The sequence below is a fragment of the Mucilaginibacter sp. P4_G9 genome (assembly GCF_056400985.1).
This window is the reverse complement of the sequence record NZ_JBFUKF010000038.1, coordinates 1-24,048: the sequence shown is the minus strand read 5'-3', so window position 1 is coordinate 24,048 and position 24,048 is coordinate 1. Positions and strand designations below refer to the sequence as shown.

At 43.3% G+C, this 24,048-nt stretch carries 23 protein-coding genes and 1 pseudogene; 16 read left to right on the top strand and 8 right to left on the bottom strand.

Annotated features, from left to right (window positions below; genetic code table 11):
• A pseudogene (locus tag AC1DPZ_RS05980) lies at nt 1–339 on the top strand (DUF3667 domain-containing protein); the annotation flags it as partial.
• Between the two features lie 108 nt (nt 340–447).
• Here AC1DPZ_RS05980 and AC1DPZ_RS05975 read toward each other — a convergent pair.
• Nucleotides 448–1,344, bottom strand: a complete 897-nt coding sequence (locus tag AC1DPZ_RS05975) for a DMT family transporter (RefSeq protein WP_477401918.1) — start codon at nt 1,342–1,344, stop codon at nt 448–450.
• Between the two features lie 3 nt (nt 1,345–1,347).
• A complete protein-coding gene (locus AC1DPZ_RS05970; RefSeq protein ID WP_477401916.1) occupies nt 1,348–1,875 on the bottom strand; it encodes a GNAT family N-acetyltransferase in 528 nt (175 codons plus the stop codon).
• Between the two features lie 72 nt (nt 1,876–1,947).
• On the opposite strand from AC1DPZ_RS05970, the gene AC1DPZ_RS05965 reads away from it, so the two are divergent.
• Entirely contained in the window at nt 1,948–2,811 is an 864-nt protein-coding gene (locus AC1DPZ_RS05965) for a LysR family transcriptional regulator (RefSeq protein ID WP_477401915.1), read from the top strand.
• Nucleotides 2,812–2,895: 84 nt separating this feature from the next.
• Here AC1DPZ_RS05965 and AC1DPZ_RS05960 read toward each other — a convergent pair whose 3' ends face one another.
• The 4 genes from AC1DPZ_RS05960 to AC1DPZ_RS05945 all read right to left on the bottom strand — a co-directional run bounded on the left by AC1DPZ_RS05960 (nt 2,896) and on the right by AC1DPZ_RS05945 (nt 5,879).
• Nucleotides 2,896–3,240 (bottom strand): protease inhibitor I42 family protein, encoded by a 345-nt coding sequence (locus AC1DPZ_RS05960; protein ID WP_477401913.1) that lies wholly within the window; start codon nt 3,238–3,240, stop codon nt 2,896–2,898.
• A 176-nt stretch (nt 3,241–3,416) separates the two neighbouring features.
• Complete coding sequence (locus AC1DPZ_RS05955) at nt 3,417–4,139, bottom strand: helix-turn-helix domain-containing protein (protein WP_477401912.1); 723 nt, start codon at nt 4,137–4,139, stop codon at nt 3,417–3,419.
• A 127-nt stretch (nt 4,140–4,266) separates the two neighbouring features.
• Nucleotides 4,267–5,238 (bottom strand): aldo/keto reductase, encoded by a 972-nt coding sequence (locus AC1DPZ_RS05950; RefSeq protein ID WP_477401911.1) that lies wholly within the window; start codon nt 5,236–5,238, stop codon nt 4,267–4,269.
• Nucleotides 5,239–5,429: 191 nt separating this feature from the next.
• Entirely contained in the window at nt 5,430–5,879 is a 450-nt protein-coding gene (locus tag AC1DPZ_RS05945; RefSeq protein ID WP_477401910.1) for a hypothetical protein, read from the bottom strand.
• Between the two features lie 339 nt (nt 5,880–6,218).
• Here AC1DPZ_RS05945 and AC1DPZ_RS05940 point away from each other — a divergent pair, with 339 nt between their 5' ends.
• The gene (locus tag AC1DPZ_RS05940) at nt 6,219–7,277 is read left to right on the top strand and encodes an acetylxylan esterase (RefSeq protein WP_477401909.1); all 1,059 of its coding nucleotides are present in this window, start codon (nt 6,219–6,221) and stop codon (nt 7,275–7,277) included.
• 24 nt (nt 7,278–7,301) lie between these two features.
• On the opposite strand, the gene AC1DPZ_RS05935 is transcribed toward AC1DPZ_RS05940, so the two are convergent.
• The gene (locus tag AC1DPZ_RS05935; protein ID WP_477401908.1) at nt 7,302–8,912 is read right to left on the bottom strand and encodes a hypothetical protein; all 1,611 of its coding nucleotides are present in this window, start codon (nt 8,910–8,912) and stop codon (nt 7,302–7,304) included.
• Between the two features lie 375 nt (nt 8,913–9,287).
• Between AC1DPZ_RS05935 and AC1DPZ_RS05930 the strand changes: the two genes are divergently transcribed.
• Nucleotides 9,288–10,031 (top strand): YoaK family protein, encoded by a 744-nt coding sequence (locus AC1DPZ_RS05930; protein WP_477401907.1) that lies wholly within the window; start codon nt 9,288–9,290, stop codon nt 10,029–10,031.
• Between the two features lie 191 nt (nt 10,032–10,222).
• Here AC1DPZ_RS05930 and AC1DPZ_RS05925 read toward each other — a convergent pair whose 3' ends face one another.
• Nucleotides 10,223–11,926 (bottom strand): tetratricopeptide repeat protein, encoded by a 1,704-nt coding sequence (locus AC1DPZ_RS05925; protein WP_477401906.1) that lies wholly within the window; start codon nt 11,924–11,926, stop codon nt 10,223–10,225.
• A 437-nt stretch (nt 11,927–12,363) separates the two neighbouring features.
• Here AC1DPZ_RS05925 and AC1DPZ_RS05920 point away from each other — a divergent pair, with 437 nt between their 5' ends.
• The 12 genes from AC1DPZ_RS05920 to nuoL form a co-directional block, all read left to right on the top strand.
• Nucleotides 12,364–12,798 carry a CBS domain-containing protein gene (locus AC1DPZ_RS05920; protein WP_477401905.1) on the top strand — a complete coding sequence of 145 codons (435 nt, stop codon included), beginning with the start codon at nt 12,364–12,366 and terminating at the stop codon, nt 12,796–12,798.
• An 87-nt stretch (nt 12,799–12,885) separates the two neighbouring features.
• The gene (locus tag AC1DPZ_RS05915) at nt 12,886–13,320 is read left to right on the top strand and encodes an NADH-quinone oxidoreductase subunit A (protein ID WP_477401903.1); all 435 of its coding nucleotides are present in this window, start codon (nt 12,886–12,888) and stop codon (nt 13,318–13,320) included.
• On the top strand, nt 13,317–13,955 hold the full coding sequence (gene nuoB / locus AC1DPZ_RS05910) for an NADH-quinone oxidoreductase subunit NuoB (RefSeq protein WP_477401902.1): 639 nt from the start codon (nt 13,317–13,319) through the stop codon (nt 13,953–13,955). Before AC1DPZ_RS05915 ends, nuoB begins: the two co-directional genes overlap by 4 nt.
• A gap of 54 nt (nt 13,956–14,009) precedes the next feature.
• Nucleotides 14,010–15,755, top strand: a complete 1,746-nt coding sequence (nuoC, locus tag AC1DPZ_RS05905; protein ID WP_477401900.1) for an NADH-quinone oxidoreductase subunit C/D — start codon at nt 14,010–14,012, stop codon at nt 15,753–15,755.
• A gap of 75 nt (nt 15,756–15,830) precedes the next feature.
• Nucleotides 15,831–16,295, top strand: a complete 465-nt coding sequence (nuoE, locus tag AC1DPZ_RS05900; protein WP_477401899.1) for an NADH-quinone oxidoreductase subunit NuoE — start codon at nt 15,831–15,833, stop codon at nt 16,293–16,295.
• A 4-nt stretch (nt 16,296–16,299) separates the two neighbouring features.
• On the top strand, nt 16,300–17,568 hold the full coding sequence (nuoF, locus tag AC1DPZ_RS05895) for an NADH-quinone oxidoreductase subunit NuoF (RefSeq protein WP_477401897.1): 1,269 nt from the start codon (nt 16,300–16,302) through the stop codon (nt 17,566–17,568).
• A gap of 6 nt (nt 17,569–17,574) precedes the next feature.
• Nucleotides 17,575–20,283: an NADH-quinone oxidoreductase subunit NuoG gene (gene nuoG, locus AC1DPZ_RS05890; protein ID WP_477401896.1), complete on the top strand. Its 2,709-nt coding sequence runs from the start codon at nt 17,575–17,577 to the stop codon at nt 20,281–20,283.
• The gene (nuoH, locus tag AC1DPZ_RS05885) at nt 20,280–21,239 is read left to right on the top strand and encodes an NADH-quinone oxidoreductase subunit NuoH (RefSeq protein ID WP_477401895.1); all 960 of its coding nucleotides are present in this window, start codon (nt 20,280–20,282) and stop codon (nt 21,237–21,239) included. Before nuoG ends, nuoH begins: the two co-directional genes overlap by 4 nt.
• Before the next feature lie 94 nt (nt 21,240–21,333).
• Nucleotides 21,334–21,849: an NADH-quinone oxidoreductase subunit NuoI gene (nuoI, locus tag AC1DPZ_RS05880; RefSeq protein WP_477401894.1), complete on the top strand. Its 516-nt coding sequence runs from the start codon at nt 21,334–21,336 to the stop codon at nt 21,847–21,849.
• Nucleotides 21,850–21,961: 112 nt separating this feature from the next.
• Nucleotides 21,962–22,381 (top strand): NADH-quinone oxidoreductase subunit J, encoded by a 420-nt coding sequence (gene nuoJ, locus AC1DPZ_RS05875; RefSeq protein ID WP_477401919.1) that lies wholly within the window; start codon nt 21,962–21,964, stop codon nt 22,379–22,381.
• Nucleotides 22,378–22,689 carry an NADH-quinone oxidoreductase subunit NuoK gene (nuoK, locus tag AC1DPZ_RS05870; protein WP_477401893.1) on the top strand — a complete coding sequence of 104 codons (312 nt, stop codon included), beginning with the start codon at nt 22,378–22,380 and terminating at the stop codon, nt 22,687–22,689. The genes nuoJ and nuoK overlap by 4 nt, the downstream gene beginning before the upstream one ends.
• A gap of 54 nt (nt 22,690–22,743) precedes the next feature.
• Nucleotides 22,744–24,048, top strand: a 1,305-nt coding sequence (nuoL, locus tag AC1DPZ_RS05865; RefSeq protein ID WP_477401892.1) for an NADH-quinone oxidoreductase subunit L, incomplete at its 3' end; no start/stop codon positions are given.

Sequence of the window (24,048 nt, the reverse complement as noted above, 5' to 3'; positions counted from 1 at the left end):
ATAATGGGGGTATTTATTGCCTTTTGGATCAAGGTTTTTTACAGAAAGTATGATTACAATTTTTTTGAAATATTAATTTTGCTATGCTTTGTGATGGGAATAGGAATGCTGATATTTTCTGTTTTTGCACTTTTTGAAGGATTAACAAAACTAAACCTGATGAAAGTTTCGGGTATGATAGGTGTATCATATTGTGCCTGGGCAATCGGACAATTTTTCAATCAAAACAAAGTGATAAATTACCTTAAAGCACTTGCTTCATATATATTAGGAATGCTTACATTTTTTATTTCGGCGACACTTTTAGGTGTTTTAGTTGACATTCTTATAAAACACTAAATACAAAACCAGGTAGTGAATTAAACACTGATATTCGAACTGAGAGCTTGCCCAGGCGGCGAACTATTCAGCTTATGGTCGGCCTGAAAACACCGATCATGGGTTAAATCACAAATTCTCATTTTGGATTTGCTTTAAATATTTTGCTTTTTGACTAAACTTCAGTTCCGAGATAAGAGTCGCGGCAAAAATCAGGCTCCCACCCATAAACAATCGCCAGGTAAGATGCTCACCCAAAATGAAACATGCAGCGAGTGCGCCAAACACCGGTTCAAAAAGGTAAATAATAGCAACTCTTTCGGCACTCAGGTAACGTTGGGAGAGATTGGAAACTGTATACATGTAAGCTGTGGAGAACAGTGCACAAAAAACTACGCCCATCCAAAAGTCATTGCCTTCGGGCAGCCAGTTTACGCTGTTGTCCGTCAAGGCAAGACACAAGGTGATTATTGAACATGCTGCAAACATAGGGACGATGACGTACGCGATATCCTGTAATTTGGCATGCTTTTCTACTTTAATCAGATAAATAGCAAAGCCAAATGCGCCGGCAATTGTGTACAAATCGCCAATGCTAACCGAAAAATTATCATTTATGGAGATAATTGATAAACCCGTTAAAGCAATGGCTGCAGCCACCCAGATTTTTGCAGGTGCAACAGTCTTGTAAAACATCACTTTTAACAGCGGTATAATAATCACGCACATGCCTGCAACGAAAGAGCATTGTGAAGCAGAACTATGCTTAATACCCAACGTTTGTAAGTGAATCCCAAAGCTAAGGGGAACAGCTAAACTTATTCCTGTTTTAACGGAATGCCAGGTTATCATCTTTAAATACCCCGGGCGTATGACGGATAGAACCGTTGTTGCTGCTAAAAAGCGATAGAATAAAAAGGTAGACGAGGAAGCGTGGCCGATAGCCAATTTGGTGACTGAAAATGATATGCCCCAAAAGGCGGTTCCTAATATCAATAACATAAGAAAGACATTCTTTTTTTCCATCTCTCAATCGTTTTTTAAAACCTTTTTCATCATGATATCAATTTGTTTATCCATACCTAACATGAAAATATGCTGGTCAAACTCTGTAAAGCCGTTTTTCTTATAGAAGCTAATCGCCCTTGGATTTTTTTCCCATACGCCAAGCCATACATAACCGGCACCTTCCTGTTGGGCAATCTGAATAGCCTTATTGTACAACAGTTGACCAACCTGCTTTCCGTGAAATGCCTGCGATACATATATTCGCTCAATCTCCAACGCATCGTTATCTTTAATATCAGTTTGCGCCTGCCCAAAGTTTAGCTTTAAATAACCAATAACCTCACCATCCAACACTGCAAAATAAAACTGCGATAATTTATTGCTCAGCTCGGTGGCCAGTTTATCTATAGAAAAACCATCTTCAATATATTTTGCCATATTTTCCTCGGTATTAACTGCCGAAAAAGCCTCAGTAAAGGTTTGCCTGCTTATTTTTTGAAGTTGTGCTACGTCGTTCAGGTTTACGTGATCAATCTTTAAGTTCTCCATAGCACAAATTTACGATGTTGTTAAATGCAATAAAATGCTATTTTGTCATTCATTAATGCATATATTGCATTAATGGACTTGCAACAGATCAAATATTTTTTAGCGTTAGCACAGGAACTTCATTTTTGGAATACAGCCGGAAAGATGAACATTACGCAATCCGCCCTCAGTCGTCATATTCAATCATTAGAACATGAGTTAGGAGTTCAATTATTCGAGCGTAATAAGCGTAATGTCAAACTGACCCCGGCAGGCAAATTTTTGATGGAAAAGTGGGAAGTGGAACTGAATGAGCTTGAATTTATTCATCAATTTGCCCGCCAGATGCATTTAGGGGAAAGCGGGACGATAAGAATTGCACATCCTGATTCAATCTCAGGCTCTCTGATGCCGGATATAATTGCCCGTATTTCCAATGCATTTCCTAAACTGCAAATTGAATTGGTGCAGCTGCGATATGAAAACCAGCAAGAATTTCTCACCAATTATAAGATCGATTTGGCTATTACAAGGGACATTAATAATGCCCAGGAAATAAGATCGGAAAAAATTTATAGCGATCACCTGTCAATTGTAGTTCCGGAGAATCACTTTTACCATACTATAGATGATGTTTCTAAAGAGACCCTTGCTCAACAAAAATTTATACTTCCGATAAAAGATGAGGGCAGCAGTTATAGTGATATCATTCAGCAGATGTTCAGGTGTTTTGATACCGTCCCCGACGTTTACCTGCATTCAGAATTCGGATCGACGATCATTGCATTGGTTCGGAAAGGGCTTGGGATAGCCATATTGCCAGATTCTTACATGTATCATGATAGTCCGGGATTACGATTCATCAAGCTTCCTTTTAAAACTGATCTGTACATCAACTGGAGAGCAGATGACCATAATCCTGTACTTTCCAATGTGTTAAAATTGGTATTACAGTAAGTGCGCTTTAACCACTGTAATCTGAACCACAATAAGATTTAGGATATCACTTACCATCCAATAGCAAGTGTTAGAATATGGTTTTTATTTTACGCTGATCTGGTTAGAAAACAACGATATCGTCCCGGTACTGCCGCGGCTGGCTGTAACTTCAAGCGTTGTTGTGCCACTTCCTTTTGCGGTAAAATTCCAGGTATCACTACCAAAATCGCCAATATTATTTGTGCCATTTTGGTGCGTATGGCTCTGTAATGTTAATACCGAAGCGTTGTACTGAGGGGTGTTAAACTGGTAGCCGCCATCGCCGGGATTACCCAAGGTTAAAGAAATGGTTTGGCCCATAGTAACCGACGCTGTGCTGCCTGCATCGGCTGCGGTTAATTGCTTAACGGTATTATCTCCGGTGTTTTTATCTTTATGACAACTCATTATGGCAAGGCAAGCTATGATACATGTACAGTTGTAAATTAACTTCATGATAAGTTTAGTTTGTTGGTTTATCAATTAAGCGTATTTATTAATAACCACTATATATCATATAACGCAGGTACATTGCTAAACGCTACAATTATATTAAAAATTAACATCCGGCCCTAAAATGCTAACTACGCGGTAGGCGCCTTGCCGAACTTTTTCTTAAACGAATGGGAGAAGTGGGAGAGGCTTTCAAAGCCCAGGTCGAGGTAGATAGCAGATGGCCGCTTATTTTTTGTTTCAATGAGATGGCGGGCTTCCGTCAGTCTTTTTTCCTGCAGCCAGTGCCGGGGCGCCATGCCGAATGTTTTTTGGAAGTCGCGCTTAAACCCCGCAAGGCTTCTCCCGGTGAGTTGCGCAAATTTTTCAACAGGGAGATTGAAATGAAAATTGCTGAGCATGAATTTTTCCAGATCGATTTTATGAGGCTCCGAAAAGTCGAATAGAAAGTTCCTGAGCTCTGGCATGATATGCAGCAGTAATTTCACGCCCTCATTTACTTTCAAAATGCCCATGTCAGCCGTCAGTTTTTCTGCTGAATTCCGTACATAGGGTATTATCGATTGAAAATAGCCTTGCAGAAAATCGTTTGCGGGGATAAGAATGTTGGGCGGGCCGGTGTATTTATGCTGTATATCTATTTGCTCGTCAAGCGCTATCTTTCTGAGCAGGTCTTCCTGCAGCGAAATCACAATGGTTTCATAATCCTCATCGGGCAGCGGGGTCTTGGTGATTTGCCCCAGCTGATTTTTGCCGATCAGCAACATTTCGCCGCGTTTCATCGAAATTTTCTGGCCGGAAGTTTCCAAGGTAAACTTCCCGGAAACCTGTAATACCAGGCTATTGTGCGACATAAAGCCCACTCTATTCTTTTGCCTGGTAGAGAGGTAGGAATAAAAGATGACGCCTGGTATTATTTCGGTTGGATTTGTCACTATGTAAAGATATAAAATAGGTGGGGCTTATGCACAGCCCCACCCGTTATCGTTGCAGGTATGTACCGCCAAGTATAGCGCCGGGCGAAAATTGCGTGTTAAGGGTATTCATCTCGCCGGGAGTAAATTCAATCTCCATAGCTTTTATGTTCTCAGGCAGGCGCGACCTGCGGCTCATGCTTACCAATGGCATAATATGATTGCCCTGTGCGTTCACCCAGGCTATGGCCAATTGGGTAGGAGTGGCCCCTTTTTCCTTTGCCATTGCCTTCAATACCTCAACTTTCTCCAGATTTTTCACCAGGTTGTCTCCCTGGAAACGCGAGAAGTGGCTGTGGTAGGCATCGGCTGCAAGGGGCGCTTTCATTTCGCCGGTAAGCAAGCCTTCGGCAGTATTGGCAAAGGCTACTACACCAATGCCCAGTTCATTCGCGGCAGGCAGCAGGTCTGTTTCTATCTGGCGATCGGCCAACGAATAGCCTATTTCCAATGCGGTTACGGGGTGCACGCTATTGGCCTTGCGCAGTTGATCGGCAGTTATTTCAGAAACACCGAGGTACCGCACCTTTCCTTCTTTAATCATGTCGGCTACAGTGCCTATCACATCTTCTACCGGAACGCTGTTATCAAGCCTGCAGGGCTGATAAAGGTCGATAGTGTCTATACCCAAACGCACCAGCGAATAGTTGATGAAGTTTTTGATGGCAATGGGGCGCAGATCCAACCCGATCCATTGGCGGTTGTAAAAGATAGCGCCAAATTTAACACTGATGAACGCGTCATTTCTTCGGCCTTTGATGGCTTTGCCTACCAGCAGCTCGTTATGGCCGCTGCCGTAAAAATCGCCGGTGTTCAGGAAATTAATACCACTATCTAATGCCGACTGAATAGTTGCAATGCTTTCATTTTCGTCATTAACCGGGCCTCCCCAAACCGACGACATGCGCATGCAGCCTAAGCCGAGTTTAGAAACGAGTGGGCCATTTTTGCCGAGGTTTATTTTTGTTATGTTTTTCATAGCTGATATTTATGTATTAACAACACAAAGATCAGCTTTATATTAAATGGCCAATGTCTTTTACGGCTCAATTTACTTGTCTATATGGCTCAATCCTCTGCGTAGCTATGTTATTAGCTTTAGCCTGAACATGGCATCCTAAGCCGGGTTGATTGTTTTAGTTGGGCGGCAGCTTATGAGGATAAAAACCTTCAGTAAACGCCATTATAAAAACTCTTTTTTAAACGTAACTGCATAATAGCATGCATCAACAGTTGAATGCCGATATAAAAAAAGCCAAACATCCACCAATGACCCATCCGCACCGTGTTGTGCGAAAATAAATTAGCAATCAAATTTGATATGAAAAATAATGGGACTGCACATAAAAACCAATAAACAATTCTCATAAAATACAGCGATGGTATGTTTTTGGGTAAAGAGAATTTTATGCCGTTGATGAATAATAATTCCAGCCAATGCCCGCCAAAAACGATGAGAAAGACAACCAACCAGATCATTTCAAACAGGGCAAGTTTACTTTTGCCATCGGATGGAAATACATGTAACCAGTTTAAAATGATGGCAATTATAGTTGTGGTAAGAATAGTGCGGATAGCTGTTTGAATAAATGATTCCGTATTTTTCTCGGGATTTTTCATTTGTATAGCTTATTGTGGGTTTGTATCGGCCTGATAAAGCTGTTAAACGCAATTTAAGCTATTTAACTTTCTTCAATCTACCAAAAATAGACAKAAGTTCAAAAAAATATAACACAAGTAGCCTTAGGCATCTTATTATTTCCTTAATCAAGACAACCACTTGATTGCGCATGAAATCGAATATATTTGAGTGGATTTAAGGAATACGGAAAACTGAACAGGAAGTGCCGTGGTGAAAATACTCACCACAGTCTAAAAATCCGCAATGCCCACCTATTTAGATTGTTACAATTAATAAGCGCTATGTTTTATACCTTGTACCCATAAATCTGTTTCCATATGTTGTTTAAAATCAAGGTTCTTTGCACCGCGATGGTGTTATCGCTGTGCTCACTGGTTTCATTTGCGCAGCAAATAAATTATCCGCCTGCAGGCAAGGTGGCTGCCGATTTTAAAAAGCTGCTGGAAAGGCCGCGTGTTCCGCTAAATCCCTCTTTTGAGGTAACAAAAACAGATTCGGTTATTGTAGAGCATGGTTTTATTTACAGCGAAGAAAACGAACGGGTGCCTATGCTTATTTACAAACCTGTTACGGGAACCAGGCCATACCCGGCGGTTATTTTTTTACATGGCACGGGCGGCCGCAAAGAGGATAACAAAAAAATATTATACCAACTTGCTAAACGGGGGATCATGGGCGTGGCAATTGACGCCCGGTTTCACGGCGAACGCATTGCCGGCGGCGCACATGGCTCATCGGAGTACGTGGCGGCGGCCACCGCGGCGTGGGAAAATAAGGACAAAGCCCACCAAACCCATCCGTTTTTGTTTGATACCGCCTTTGACCTGTGGCGGGTAACAGATTACCTGGTGAGCAGGCCGGATGTAGACGCAAAGCGTATTGGCATGGGCGGTATATCTATGGGTGGTATCGAAACATGGCTTGCGGCATCGGCAGATAAGCGGATAAAGGTGATTGTGCTGGATATTTCGGTACAGAGTTTCAAATGGTCGTTAGATAATGATAAATGGCAGGCCAGGGTAGGCACCATTCAGTCGGCGCATTTACAAGCTGCCAAAGAGCTTGGCGACATTGTTTTAAATAAACGCAACGTAAAAGCAGTATGGGATAAATTACTGCCCGGTATTACCGGCGAATTTGACTGCCCATCTATGCTTAGGCTGATGGCGCCGCGGGCGCTGTTGGTTGTTGGTACCGAAAATGACCCGAATTGTCCTTTACCCGGCGCAAACATTGCCTATGCATCTGCCATGCAAGCCTATACATTTCAAAACGCGACAGACAAAATTAGCCGTGATGTAACACCAAAGCTTTTCCATACCTCGACACCGGAGCATTTTAAAATGACGGTGGATTGGTTTAGCAGGTGGTTGTAGGTTTGTAACTTAACTGGTATGGCTTTAGGGCGTTGTTGCATCAAAATTCAGCAATCCATTTTTTACTGCATATATGTGCTGTTGATCCGTCAGGTAAATGACGAAGTCTTCATATTGAACCTGATAAAAATTACCTGGTAAATTATTATCGCGCGCCAGGCGTTTCATAAATGATGTAAACCTGGTGTCCATCCAGCCGTATGCGGTATGAAACGTATAAGAATGAGTCTTACCCTTAAATACATATTGTAATTTATAACCGCCGGTTACTTTTTGTTCGGAAATCCTTGTTGGATTAAATACGCCATGGGTAATCTCGGCAAAGTGATTTAAAATGCTGGTGTAAGGAGTATGCGGATCCATCGACGCCGTATGCAGAGGATAAACCACATGCGGAAAATCGGATAGTAATTTATTCATCGAATACCAGTCGTCTGCTCTGGCATCATCAACCGCTTTTTCTATTTCCGCTTCCGAAAGATGGGCAAAAAGACCAATCTTTCTCCATTCAGTTATCGTGCTATCAATTTTGCCAGATGTAAGTGTATTATCGTAGCTTTCCATGCTTACCAACATAAACGTCATACATGGGTCTTTCAAAAATATTTTAGCCTGATCTTCCGTTAGGGCAATAAGAGGTAAATACCGCGAATTGTCGTCTGTGGAGCTGGCGTAGCCGAACATGACATCATGCAACCGGAATGGCGATTGCTGATCTGTCAAAACCTTATTGAAGATGCGAAAAAAAAGTTTGACAAAGGCATCTTTGGGTTGCACTTCAGCTTGCCGGGTGCCATAATCGAATGCATCGCTGGTATATTTGTAAATACGCCCGTTGCAGGTTAAGCTCACCTTGAATTTAGTAATCGGCAACCCGTTTGTTAATGAAGTCGTATCTGTATCATGTGTAGTGGTATAACTAAAATTGGTGAAATTAAGCCCCGGCATGATTGAGGAAATATCTCGGTGAAGTTGCTCCATCCAGAGGTGCGGATCGTCAGGATAGTTTTTGAGGTCAAGCGTTTTGCCCAGTTTGCAATAGTAGCTTAATTGGAATGCCGATTCTATAATACCGTTCCTGATGTCGTCCAGCAACCGCGTAAATGATGAATCGCTAACTATACCGGTTTTATGTAGCTGTTCGGCAACCGGCAGCAGTCTGTCGGGTGTCAGCCATTCGAGTCGCGAGCTCATTTCGGCCAAACTACCTGTCATTTGCACGTCGGCCATATAACTGCCGCTGTCTATATCTTTTAGGGTACGCGTATAAACCCTATCGGTAAGCAAACCTGCTTTCCTGATTTTATTCAATAACAGGCGGAGAGAGGTGTTAATGCTGTCCTGACTTTTTTTATTGACGGACGCATTGCTATAAGAAACAAAAAGGCTGCCGCCTTTATGTGGATTTATATGAAATATTTTTTGCAGCATGATATTTTGCAAACCCCAAAGAATAGCAAAGCGGGAAGAAGCGTACCCCTTATATTTGCTGAGTTCTTTTTTCATCACCGGCCGCTGTTTGGCCGTTATAATCCGGTATTTAATAAGGCTGTCAATAGCTGCTGATGGCGATTGCCCCCAAACCTGGTTAAGCAARCTGCAAAAAATGATCATGGTGATAAGGCAACGTTTCATAACAGTTATGAAGATAAACATTATCACGTGATTTATTAATGAATATATCGCGTTGCAAATAAATTTGGATAGCAAAGTCCAGAATATCATCGGTTCTATTTACATAGACTATGCCCGTAGTTTGTAACTGCAATATCCCGTTCATAAATCCCAAAGTAACATTTGTTGATAATCTCGTTTTCTAAAAAGGATTTAATAGCTATCGCTATCACGTAAAACTGTTACGGTTGTAATCAAGTATTAGGTGCAAAACAAGGCCGTGGCTTGGCTATGGTGAAAACACCGGCCAGCGTCTACATTTTTCACGGCCCGAGAAGTTTCTGCTTTTCCGGGCGGCAATTCCCCGTATCTTTGTAATTAATCACCAACCATCACATGTTAAGGCACCAGGGAGCGAAACGCACTTATTGGCATAATGTTAAACTGGCATCGCTGCTGGGGATCACAGCAGGATTTGTTAATGCTGCGGGATTTCTCGGATTTGCCGTCCTGACGACCAATGTTACCGGTCATGCTGCCTTGTTCGCTGAACGGATCGCTTTTCAGGATTGGGCCACCGCACGTGTGGTGGCTTTATGGATGCTGCTTTTTTTAACCGGGGCAGTTATTTCCAGCCTGATCATATCCCGGATCGGCCGTAATCAGCAATATTCATATGTTATTCCAATCCTTATCGAATTGTTTATTATAATGTCGGTCGCTTTGCTGGGTCATCATTATAACGGTAGCCTGATCGCAAAGGAAATATTTGCCGGTAGCCTGTTATTTGCCATGGGTCTTCAAAATTCGCTCGTTTCACTGGTATCGGGTTCTGTGGTCAGGACAACACACCTGACAGGTACTTTTACCGACCTCGGGATCGAGCTGGGCCAGGTGTTACAGAAAAGAAGGGAAGACCGGCCGTTGCTCAGATCACGCATCAAACTGCGACTGGCAATTATTTTCTTCTTTATGTGCGGCGCACTGGCCGGCGCATGGGGTTTTCGTTCACTTAGCTTTCACGCGTTCCTGATACCGGCTGGTATACTTCTTTACGCGTTGTTATATGATGTTCTGCGGATTGGGTTTAAGCGCTACGTCCTTCACCGGCAGCGAAGAACTGGTCAAAAAGCTTTGTAGACCATTCAATCCTGTTGGTCAATCTTAAACTCATATCGTGCACTTTGTGGAAAACGTTGTTCAATATCCCGTGACACATGGTTCCTGGGAACAACAACTGCTATAAAGTATTTTTTAGCTTATAGCGGCTTATTTCACCGCGGTATTTGTTGATGATCTCGTTTTCTAAAAAGTCCTTAATAGCTGGCGCATCAGTTAGAATTTTGTGCTTTTAAAAATGACCTTGCGGCTTCAAGTTCGGGTCTGTCTGAACCGGGTGCATCAGCAATAGCTACCAGCTTCTTATAATAAGAATTTGCTTTTTTAAAATCGTGTAACTTTTCTGCAGCTAAAGCTGCACCATAGAGACCGTTAAAACGGTTGGCGTGTCGTTTCAAATCCGCTTCGTAGGCTACTAAAGCTTTCGCGGGTTTGTACATTTGCAGCAGCATATCTCCAAGTAATTCCCTGGCCGGAATTACTTCACCCGGGGTAACCGGATGTTTTTGAGTATTATCTTCCATGTCGGCAGCCATAATCATAGTCTTTAACGCTTCAGCATTTTTTCCTTCTTTAAACAGCATCCATGCTTCGGCGGTATTGATCTGAATTTTCACCTGGTTAGCTTTATATGCATCATTTTGCTTATTTAAGGTGTCGTAGATAACATGCAGTTTCTTTAACTCCCTATTAGCTGAGTCTGCTTTGCCAGTATGCACAAAACCAAGAAGCCGGGTAAAATTGGTAATAGCCCTCTGCCACAGAAATTTTTGCCATGGAAAGTTAACAGGATGTACTTTTAAGGCGGCTGCATCTTCCCACAGTTTGTTTTCGAGTACATAGCGGGCCGGAATAGCTGCAAAAGCATAGGCATCTTTAAAGTTTACCGGGTATACCACACTAATAGTTTTAAGATAGTCGCATTGTTCTTTTGCATGTTTATTTTCTCCTTTTTGTAAGTAAGCATAAACAAGATAGTCCATACCATGAAGTTCTTCATCCCAGGTGCCCTGGATGCCGGCACTTGCTGCATAGCATTTAGCATTGGAAACTGAAACAAGATTTGATTTTATGCATTCGGCCCACATACCGAGCCTTGTGAAAATGTGCGAAGGCATGTGCTGGGCATGCGCCGAAGATGGGGCGATAGCAGCATATTTTCGTGCTGCAGGAAGCGCTAACCGGGCAAGTTCGGGATAATCGTAAGTATGGATAATATAATGCACTATTCCCGGATGATCGGGCTCCCCGGGGTATAAGGATGTTAAAATAGCGCCGGCCTTTTTTTGATTGCTGAAAGATTTGTCGGCGGGGTTTGCCGCCGCATCAAGTGCCAAAGCATAAAATATTGCCGCTTCCTTATCGTTGGGATTGTTACGATATATTTTTTCCATGTTTTTTTCAAAACGGACGCTCCGCGTATGATGATCTGCTTTATCCCAATCTTTATAAAACGATGCCATGGCTTCAATATACCCGGATTCTCTTTTTGATTTTTGTTTGATGGACTGTGCAATGGCAATTGCCTTTGCCCCCTTTCTTAGTTCAGCTTCGGCTGGTGGCGACCAAAGCGGGTGATTATTGCACATTGCCACACCCCAATAGGCCATGGCGCAGTTGGGCTCCTCGTCAATAACCTTTGCAAACGCCTTTTCGGCTTCGTCATACTCAAATGAGTGGAGCAGGGCAATGGCCCGGTTAAAGTCTTGTTTTACCCGCCCTGTACAGGAGGTTTCAAAATCTACACTGCCCAATTTCCTGCCTGGAGCGCCGCATAAAATAATTTCTCCCCGCTTAAGATTGATCTCTTTTATGGCGTTAGTTGACGGAGCATTGTTTTTCCTATTACAGGATGAGAGTATAAAAAATAACAGGCTAAGAAACGCGAAGAGTGCTATGTGCAATAAATTTTTCATAGCTGCCGGATTATAATTTTTAACGACTGATGATAGCGCTGATAGCTAAAATAAACGCACTACTAATTTACAAATTTTGATATCCTAAAGTATAACACCGAAAAGGGAAAATAGTTAGCTTATAATCGATGTGTTCACCGCACCATTTGTTGATGATCTCGTGTTCTAACCTGGGGGCTGGTGGGGGAAAACGGCGACCAGTGACAAAATGAGTCATTGTTTTTGATTGCCTTTGTTCGGCGGATCAATTGTTTGATCTGTTGTAACGGTTTGCTTCATTATACACCCGTTTTGCGTTTAAACAGGATCTATTTAAATAAAAAATAAATGGCAACTTCGTATTTTTTATTTAATTTAATTCCCTTTTTTATTAAATAATTAAGTAACTTTATTATTACCAAGTTATTACCAAACCTGTAACCAGAAAGGAGTTCATTATGGGATGTGTTAGAAATATTCTGTGTACTAAAAGCAAATCTCCAATTTTTGTAAGCCCGGACATTACTGTTTTTGAAGCGCTGGAGTTAATGTATGAAAAAAACATTGGCGCTATTTTAGTAGTGGAAGAAGGGGAATTCGTGGGCATATTCACCGAAAGAGATTACGCCCGTAAGGTAATCCTGAAAGGGAGAGCTTCCAAAGAAATCCYGGTACGGGAAATCATGACAGAAAATCCGCCTATAGTATCCTCTTCTAATACTATAGAAGATTGCATGAGGTTAATGACCGATAAATTTATAAGGCATTTGCCGGTAATAGATAATGGTAAATTAATGGGTATTGTTTCTATTGGCGACGTAGTGAAATACATCATCGAAGAGCAAAAATTCATTATCGAAAACATGGAGCATTATATTAGAGGCGAAGTGTAATTGTTTATAATTCTCCGCGCTAAAATTCAGGGAAATTCCCATTCAAGGACAAGAGCAGTTTATTGAGGTTGTTTTATAATATTAATTATGAATGCATCAAACCCATCCAGTGTACCGTTTTGGCCATTTATAGTTTACGGTGCTTTTGTTTTAGTCTTAATGATCCTTATTATTTCACTTTCTTATTTTTTGGGACAGCGTCATACAGGTAGGGCCACCGGCCAGCCTTATGAATCGGGCATCTTGGAAACCGGGTCGGCCAGGCTGCGGTTTTCGGCCCAGTTTTACCTGGTTGCTATGATATTTGTCATTTTTGATATCGAAGTTGTTTTTATTGTTTTATGGGCCCTGGCGTTTAAAGAATTAGGATGGCCGGGCTACTTAAGCATTTGCATTTTTATTGGGTTGCTGTTTGCTGTACTAATTTATGAGTGGAGCATTGGAGCATTGGATTTTGGTCCCGACGGAAAGAAAATCCTGAAAGCCTATCAAAAACTAAACCTAAAGAAACCTATAATATGAAATGGTGGCTCAGTAACCCGGTTGAACCGGTAAATGCCCTAAAAGGAACGGGTTCTTTTGAAGAGTCTGTTGGGCAAAGTGTTATGCTTACCACAGTTCAGGATTTGCTTGCATGGGGTCGAAAAAACTCTATGTGGCCCTTTCATTTTGGCCTTTCGTGCTGTTTTGTAGAAATGGCTACCAGTTTAACCAGCAAATATGATGTTGCACGCTTTGGAGCAGAAGTAATAAGGGGAACTCCACGTGAAGCTGATGTAATGGTTATAGCGGGGACTGTTTTTGTGAAAATGGCCCCTATCATTAAACGTTTGCATGAGCAAATGATGGAGCCTAAGTGGGTCATCTCCATGGGTTCATGCGCCAATTCAGGCGGTATGTATGATATTTACAGCGTTGTACAGGGAGTAGATAAGTTTTTACCTGTAGATGTATACGTACCCGGATGCCCGCCCCGCCCCGATGCTTTTATGCAGGGATTGATGTTGTTGGCTGCCTCCGTAGGAAAAGAACAAAGGCCCTTAAGCTGGGCTATTGGCCCCCAGGGAGTGATAAAGCCCGAACAATTATCAATGAAAGAAGAAAAAAGGGAAGAACGTAAAAAAATGATCAATTTCCGTTCCCCCGATGAGATTTAAACCAGACTTACACATGTATTAGTATTTAATATAACACTATAAAGTTTAAAAAGCATGGATAATCATTCAGGCTTGGCAGATGAATTGACATCCAGGTTTGGAGCGTCGGTTTTAACTCAGCAACTTACAGTTGATGAGGTGACTACTTTATGGGTTGCAAAAGAAAACATCATACAGGTACTTAGCTACCTTAAGCATTCCATCCAACATCCATTTGAATTACTGTATGACCTCTGTGCTGTTGATGAGCGAAGCCGGGCTAAAAAGAATGGGTCATCATCTGATTTTACCATTGTATACCACCTGCTTTCATTTAAACGGAATGTTTTTATCCGCCTCAAAGTAGCCTTGCAGGGCAATTATCCGTCCATACCATCTATAAGTTCACTATGGAAAAATGCCAACTGGTATGAACGTGAAGTTTACGATATGTTTGGCATAAGTTTCGAAGGCCATCCCCATTTAAGCCGTATCCTGATGCCTTTAACCTGGGAAGGCCATCCTTTAAGAAAAGAACATCCTGCAAGGGCCACCGAAATGGGGCCATTTAAACTTTGGGACGAAAAACAAGACCGTGAACAAAATGCGCTGCAATTCCGGCCAGAAGACTGGGGTTTAAAAAGGCATAGTGAAGATGCCGATTTCATGTTCCTGAATCTTGGCCCTCAGCATCCCGGTACGCATGGGGTTTTACGTATTATTCTCCAGTTAGATGGTGAAGATATTGTTGATGCTGTTCCGGATATTGGCTTTCACCATCGCGGAGCAGAAAAAATGGGCGAGCGCCAGTCATGGCATACCTATATACCTTATACCGACCGGGTGGACTACCTGGGTGGCGTAATGAATAACCTTGCTTATTTGCTGGCTGTTGAAAAACTGGCAGGCATTACCGTACCCGAAAGGGTAAAGGTAATGCGCATTATGTTGTGTGAATTTTTCCGTATTGCAAGTCACCTGGTATGGTACGGCACTTTTGCACAGGATTTAGGGCAGCTTTCGCCCGTATTTTACATGTTTACCRATAGGGAAAAGATATTTGATATTGTTGAAGCTATTTGCGGAGCCCGTATGCATCCTAACTGGTTCAGAATTGGGGGAGTTGCCCAGGATTTACCCAAAGGCTGGGATAAACTGGTGAGCGATTTTGTTGCTTATTTCCCCAAACAACTAAAGGAATATCACCAAATGGTGATGCGTAACAGTATTTTCAAGGGGCGGACAGTAGGAATTGGCATTTATACATTAGAAGAAGCCATAGAGTGGGGGGTAACCGGTCCTGGTTTACGGGCTTGCGGATTTGAATGGGATTTCAGAAAAAAACAGCCCTATTCTGGTTATGAAAATTTTGAATTTGATATTCCTACAGCGCAAAATGGCGATTGTTATGACAGGGCCAGGGTGCGTGTTGAAGAGATGTGGCAAAGCCTGCGCATTATTGACCAATGCCTGAAAAATATGCCCGAAGGCGATTACAAAGCCGATCATCCTTTAACCACTCCACCTCTCAAAAAAAATACTATGCAGGATATTGAAACCCTTATTACCCATTTTTTAAATGTAAGCTGGGGGCCGGTAATTCCCGCAGGTGAAGCCATGAGTTGTATTGAAGCCACAAAAGGGGCCAACAGTTATTACCTCACCAGCGATGGCAATACTTCGCCCTACAGGGTCAGGATCCGAACCCCCTCGTTCCCGCATATGCAAATGCTGCCATATATCAGCAAGGGATACACGGTAGCCGACTTGCTATCCATTTTAGGAGCTATGGATTATGTGCTGGCTGATATTGACAGATAAAGTATGCAGGAAATAGATTTAAGGGTAAAAAAGAATAGGATACAAATTCCCGGTTGGATAAAATAAACAGATGATATGCTATCAACGGAAGAAATAATAAAGATAGACCACGAGATCGCGCTTGTTCCCGTTCGGAAGGCTGCCTGTATAGAGGCGTTGAAAATTGTACAAAAGCATCGTGGATGGATTTCTGATGAAAGTTTGTATGCCATTGCAAGCCACATGGATATGTCTGCCGAAGAGTTGGAGAGTGTAGCAACATTTTACAACCTCATTTTCCGTAAGCCAGTAGGCCGGAATATTATTTTACTATGCGATAGTATCAGTTGCTATGTAATGGGCTATGAGAAAATTTATGAACACCTAAAAAACCGGCTGCATATCAAATTTGGGGAAACTACTGCCGACGCCAGGTTTACCCTTTTACCAAATCCCTGCCTGGGCACCTGCGATCATGCCCCGGCATTAATGATTAATAACGATCTGTATAATAATTTAACCGCCGATAAACTGGATGACATATTAAACGAGTATAAATAACAACATGGAAACGCCCCTTACACAGCATATTAACCTCAATCGCCCATCGCTTAATCTTAAGGATTATGTGCGTGTAGGCGGTTACCAGGCTGTGCACAGGGCTATTACAATGCCCCCACGGGAAATTACAAAAATGGTGCAGGATTCAGATCTTAAAGGCCGCGGGGGCGCTGGGTTCAATACAGGCATCAAATGGAGTTTCGTGCCGATGGACGATAATGGGCAAACCAAATACCTGGTTGCCAATGCCGACGAGATGGAACCCGGAACCTTTAAAGACCGCTTGCTGCTTGAAGGCAATCCGCATCAACTAATTGAAGGGATGATTGTATCGGCGTATGCCATACAAGCTAATATATCATACGTGTTTTTGCGTTGGGCATATAAAAAAGCTGCCCGGCTTATCAGGCAGGCTATCGACGAAGCTTATGCAGCGGGATACCTCGGAAAAAATATTTTGGGCACAGGTTTTAATCTCGAAATGCATTTGCATACCGGTGTTGGCAGGTACATGTGCGGAGAAGAAACCGCCCTGTTGAATGCCCTGGAAGGGAAGCGGGCCACTCCCCGTACCAAGCCTCCTTTTCCGCAGGTAAGCGGTTTATTTGGCAAGCCCACCATTGTTAATAATGTAGAAACCCTTTGCAATATTCCGCACATCGTTAATAATGGGGCCGATTGGTTTAAAAGCCTGAGTCCCGGAGCAGATGGCGGAACCAAATTATATGGCGTTAGCGGCAAAGTAAATAAGCCGGGTTTATGGGAATTGCCAATGGGGACTACCATGCGACAACTTATTGAAGACCATGCCGGTGGAATGCAAAATGGCTTCAAGTTCAGGGGTGCGCTTCCGGGCGGGGCTTCAACCGATTTCCTGGTGACAGAGCATTTTGATATTAAAATGGATTACAAATCGGTAGCCGCAGTCGGCAGTCGCCTGGGGACAGGCACAATGATTATTCTGGACGACCATACCTGTCCGGTTGGTTTTGTGCATAACCTGGAGCACTTTTTTGCGCAGGAGTCCTGCGGTTGGTGTACCCCTTGCAGGGAAGGATTGCCCTGGACTGAAAAGATTTTGCTTTCCATTGAAAATGGAGAAGGCAGGCCGGAAGACTTGGAATTATTAAAGATGCATACCAAATACTTAGGGCCGGGTAACACATTTTGCGCCCTGGCGCCTGGAGCAATGGAGCCGCTGCAAAGCGCCCTGAAATATTTTAGCGAAGATTTTGAAAAGCATATAAACGAAAAAAGATGTCCGTGGAGGTAAAACACAATGGCAGCAATTTATATAGATGGTAAAGTTTATGATGTAAAACCGGGCAAAAATTTGCTTGAAATCTGTCTTACGCTTGGTTTTAACCTGCCTTATTTTTGCTGGCATCCTGCTATGGGGTCGGTAGGAGCCTGCCGCCAGTGCGCCGTTAAGCTTTTTAAGGACGAGCAGGACACCAATGGCCGCTTAGTAATGTCATGTATGGAAGCGGTGAAAGACAATATGTATTTGTCTGTTAACGACCCCGCGGCCAAAGCTTTTCGATCACAGGTTATAGAATGGCTCATGACCAATCATCCGCATGATTGTGCTGTTTGTGACGAAGGAGGTTCATGCCATTTACAGGATATGACCGTGATGACAGGGCACACCTACCGTAGGTTTCAATACAAAAAGCGTACTTATACAAATCAGTACCTGGGTCCCTTTGTCAACCATGAAATGAACCGCTGCATACAATGTTACCGTTGCGTTAGGTTTTATAAAGATTACGCAGGCGGAAAAGACCTGGATGTATTTGCAGCTCACGATCATGTTTATTTTGGAAGGGCGCAGGATGGCATCCTCGAAAACGAGTTTAGCGGCAACCTGGCAGAAGTTTGCCCTACCGGCGTTTTTACCGACAAGACCCTTAAAGAACATTATACCCGGAAATGGGATATGACCATGGCCCCCTCTATTTGCCAGCATTGCAGCCTGGGCTGTAATATTATTGCCGGGGAGCGATATGGTGAACTGCGGCAAATAACAAACCGCTTTAATGGCGAGGTAAACGGTTATTTTATTTGTGACCGGGGGCGGTTTGGGTACGAATTTGTAAACAGCATTAACCGCGTTCAGCAACCTTTATTACGCGGCAAAATTCCCGATGCTGTAGATAAGCAAACTTTATACAGCCATTTAAAAGAAGTTTTATCAAACAACAAGGTAATAGGCATTGGCTCCCCACGGGCATCATTGGAAACAAATTTCGCCCTGATGCAACTGGTAGGAAAAGAAAACTTTTACCAGGGTATTTCTGAAGCCGAAGCTCAGCTGATGAGCACAATCCTCCGTGTAATAAACTCGGGGCATATTCATACGCCCACTTTAAAAGAAACTGAAGCTGCCGATGCTACTTTGATATTAGGAGAAGATTTGACTAATGCTGCACCGCTATTGGCACTGGCGTTGCGGCAGGCCGTAAGTAAAAAACCTTTTGAAAATGCGCAGCAAATAAACATACCTTCCTGGCACGATGCCGCATTACGTGAGTTTGCCCAGCAAGACAAAGGTGCGCTTTTTATAGCATATCCCACTCAAACCAGGCTGGACGAGATCGCATCCGATAGCCTGCATATCTCGCCTGATGATATTGCCCGTTTGGGTTATGCCATTGCAAATTGCCTGGATATTACGGCTCCCGCGCCTGGGGATATGGATGATGATACATTAAACCTCGCCCGGCACATTGCAGATACCCTGAAAAAAGCCAAAAAGCCATTGATAGTTTGCGGAACAGGCCTGGGTAGTGAAGCTATTATTAAAGCCGCTGCTAACATAGCATTTGCCCTGGGCACTAAAGATGAAAAAGCCAGCTTGTGCTTTGTGGTTCCCGAATGTAACTCAATGGGCCTGGCTATGATGCAGGCACCATCATTAACACAGGCCGCCGAAGTTTTGGAAAAAGGCGGGGCTGATACCGTAATTGTTGTAGAAAATGATTTGTACCGAAGAGGCGCGAAAAAGGATATTGATAATCTTTTTGACCATTGCAAACAAGTTATTGTGCTTGATCATTTGCATAATGACACAACTAACCGGGCCAATGTATTGATACCCGTTGGCACCTTTGCCGAAGCCGATGGAACCATGGTTAATAACGAAGGAAGGGCGCAATGCTTCTTCCAGGTATTTATGCCCAAAAATGAAAATTTCCGCGAAAGCTGGAGGTGGCTGGACGAGTTCAGGCAATTTAAAAACGGGGTGGGGCTAAAAGATTTAACCGAACCAGGTGATTTGATGGCCCCAATGGCTGGCTTAATGCCTCAATTTAAAGGGGCAGAAACGGTAGCTCCGCCCGCCGACTTCCGCATTTCCGGGCAGAAAATCCCTCGCGAACCGCATCGTTACAGTGGTCGCACCGCTATGCTGGCCAACATAAACGTAAGTGAACCCAAACCGCCCGAAGATCCCGATTCAGCTTTATCATTTACCATGGAGGGCTATAAAGGAATGCCACCAGCTCCTTTAATTCCATTTTACTGGGCACCAGGCTGGAATTCGGTACAATCCATTAACAAATACCAGGCAGAGGTTGGAGGGCCCTTGAACGGTGGAACTCCGGGCCAAAGGTTGTTCCATGAAAATCCTGTTGCCGAAAATTCATTTCTGAATAATATCCCCCCGGCTTTTAAACCTTCGCCCGGCGAATGGCTGCTGGTACCCCTGTCGCACATCTTTGGCTCCGAAGAACTCAGTATTTATACTGCGGGTATTGCAGAACGTTCTCCCCGGCCTTATATCGCCATAAACAAACACGATGCAGCAAATTTAAGTATCAGCGAAAGTGATATCATACAGGTACAGATCAAAGACGAGCATTATGAGTTGCCCGCAAAAATAATAGAAGAACTACCTGATGGCCTGGCAGGCTTGCCTTTCAATATTCCCGGGCTGAGCGGAATTGCATGGCAGACTAAAGCAATTTTAACGAAAGCTGTGATATGAGTACAATAATTCAATATACCCTGATGATTGTAATTGTGTTATTCACGTTAACCACAATTGCTGCCTGGCTGATTTGGCTGGAAAGGCGAATGCTGGCCCTTTGGCAGGATCGGTATGGCCCAAATCGCGCTGGTCCCTTTGGTTTGCTCATCGTGGTTGCCGATACCATTAAACTGTTTTTTAAAGAAGACTGGATCCCTCCGTTTGCAGATAAAACAATTTTTGTAATTGCGCCAACTATTATTGGTGCTACCGTACTCTTTAGTTTTGTGATCATTCCTTTTGCGCCGGGCATGCTCATTGCCGACCTGAATATTGGCTTGCTTTTCTTTTTGGCCATGTCATCCCTGGGCGTTTACAGCATAGTGTTGGGTGGCTGGGCCTCCAATAACAAGTATTCGCTGCTCGGGGCATTACGCGGAGCCTCGCAAATGATCAGTTATGAAGTGTTTATGGGGCTCTCACTCATGGGCGTGGTAATGCTTTCAGGCTCGTTCAGGCTTACAGATATTGTACTTGCCCAAAAAGGATGCTGGTATATTGTTACTCAACCAGTGGCATTTGTTATTTTCATGATTGCAGGGATTGCCGAAACTCACCGGCTTCCATTTGATATCCCCGAGGCAGAAAGCGAGCTTGTTGCCGGCTTTCACTCAGAATATTCGGGAATGAAATTCGGGATGTTCTTTATTGGCGAATACCTGGGTATTACCCTCATTTCGGCCATGGTGGTAACACTGTTTTTTGGCGGATGGTTAGGGCCGTCATTTTTGCCTCCATTGATTTGGTTTACACTTAAAACTTTTGTTTTTATCCTGTTTTTCATCTTACTAAGGGCTTCGCTTCCGAGACCGAGGTACGATCAGCTGATGGAATACGGTTGGAAGATATTATTACCCATTGCTTTATTAAACTTATTAATAACAGGAGGGATTGTATTGATGGTGAATAAATGATTTATACCATAATGTATATCGCGATTAACTAAGGGCGGAACGCGAGCGATTAAAACTCACCCTTTTATCAGTGATAATGTAAAAAATAGAAACGATGATCAGTATATTAAGAACTATAGGGCTCACCTTTCTGCACATGTTCAGAAAAAGAGAAACCATACAGTATCCTGAAGAAAAGGTGGTACTGCACCCGCGCTGGCGGGGACGAATTGTATTAACCCGCGATCCGGATATGGGTGAGCGTTGTGTGGGCTGTTATTTATGCGCTGCCGCCTGCCCGGTGGATTGCATTTCACTACAGGCAACTGAAGATGAGAATGGCAGAAGATATCCGGAATTTTTTCGCATCAATTTTTCAAGATGTATTTTTTGCGGCTATTGTGAAGAGGCTTRCCCCACATACGCCATACAGCTGATTCCTGATTTTGAGATGGCCGAATACAACCGGCAGAACCTGGTTTATGAGAAAGAGGATTTATTGATAGATAGCGAAGGGAAATACCCGGGTTATAATTATTATAAAGTAGCAGGACTGGCTGCCGGTATAAAAGGAAAAGGAGAAGGTGACAATGAGGACCCACCCGTTGATATACACAGTTTATTACCTTAAAAATGGATATCGTTTTTTACATAACCGCTTTTGTTACTGTGGTTTCTACAATCATGGTCATCACCAGGCATAACCCGGTACATGCGCTGCTGTACCTTATCATTTCGTTGTTATCTATGTCGGTAATCTTTTTTTGTTGGGTGCGCCGTTTGCTGCATTGCTTGAAATCATCATTTATGCCGGGGCAATTATGGTGCTGTTTATTTTTGTGATCATGCTTTTAAACCTGGGCAAGGATACAGCGAAACAGGAAAAAGAATGGCTTAAACCCCGGGTTTGGATTGGTCCGGCAATTTTATCTGCCATTCTTTTTGTTGAATTATTTTACCTGATCACAACAGCCCATGCTGCTCCATACAATCTGCAAACTGTTGATCCAAAAGTTGTTGCTGTTTCATTATTCAGGCCATACCTCATTGGTGTGGAGCTGGCGGCCATGTTATTAATGGCAGGCGTGGTGGGGGCGGCACATATTGGGCAGCATAAAAAAATGATTCTGCACCGGTTTTTAAAAGAGGAGGATCCATCATGAAATCATCTATATCTACAGAAATGGTGATGTTGCTGGCCGGTTTACTTTTCGTGTTGGGTATTGCCGGGGTCATCATCCGAAAGAATATCATTTTTATGCTGCTATCGGTAGAAGTAATGCTGAATGCCGCTGGTTTAGCCTTTGTAGCGGCAGGCTCACGCTGGGCACAGCCGGATGGGCAGGTGATGTTCATTTTTATACTGGCTATGGCAGCAGCGGAGGTCTCGATTGGGCTGGCGCTCATCCTGCAGATCTATCATCAGCATAAATCGCTGGATATTGACAAATTGAAAGAAATGAAAGGATAATTTAAAAAATGGAAATGGTTTGGGCGTGGAAAAACACTTTTAAATAAAAATAATATGAATAACCTGCTATGGCTTGTACCTGTTTTACCCCTTGCCGGTTTTTTGATACTGGCATTGGCAGGTAAACATGTATCCCGTGTTTGGGTTGCAATAATTGGTGCAGGGAGCGTAAGCATTTCGGCTATCATAGTGCTAATAATCGGCATCAGTTTTTTATCCCATCCCCCTGCAACCGGTAACTATTCTCAAACCTTATGGACGTGGATGCAGGTAGCGGGTTTTAATCCTAAGATTACGCTTTTTTTGGATGCGCTATCACTCGTTTTTGTTTTTGTGATAACGTTTATCGGTGCCCTGATACATATCTATTCAGCAGGTTTTATGGCTGGCGACAAAGATTATTCACGCTTTTTTGCCTGTATGAACTTGTTTGTGTTCTCCATGCTCCTGTTAGTGCTGGCCGATAATTTATTACTGCTGTATTTGGGTTGGGAAGGCGTGGGCTTATGCAGTTACTTACTGATTGGTTTTTGGTATGAAAATGAGGTGAACGGATATGCGGCCCGCAAAGCTTTTATCATCACCCGGATTGGCGATACGGCCATGGCCATTGGGCTTTTTGTGATTTTTTACCAGTTTGGTACATTGGCTATTCCCGATGTGTTGGCTAAAGCCCCGGTTTTATGGCAGCAGGGAGCTTCAATAGCTACCCTCACAGCTCTGTTGTTACTTGCCGGCGGTGTAGGAAAATCGGCACAGTTGCCATTGCAAACCTGGCTGCCCGACGCAATGGCAGGGCCATCGCCTGTAAGCGCGCTGATCCATGCCGCTACTATGGTGACAGCAGGTGTTTATCTTATCGCCAGGATGCATGTTATTTTTCAATTGTCGCCAATTGCGCAAATGGTAGTTGCCGTGATTGGAGCCGCAACCTTATTTATCGCTGGTTTCAGCGCGCTCACGCAATATGATATAAAGCGGGTACTGGCTTATTCTACTATCAGCCAGATAGGGTATATGTTCCTGGCATTAGGTGTAGGGGCATGGACAGCTGCCATTTTCCATTTCATGATCCATGCTTTTTTTAAAGCCCTTTTATTCCTGGCCGCGGGCGCCGTAATAGAAGCTTTGCACCACGAGCACAATATGTTTAAAATGGGCGGACTTAAAAATAAGCTTCCGGTTATTTTCTGGACCTTCCTGGCAGGTTCCGCCTCATTGGCAGCATTGCCATTAATAAGCGCCGGATTTTACAGTAAAGATCAGATACTATGGTATGCATGGGCCAGCGAAGGGGGAAGCCCCTTGCTATGGTTTATTGYCTTGCTTGGTGCCTTCATTACCGCCGTATATACCACC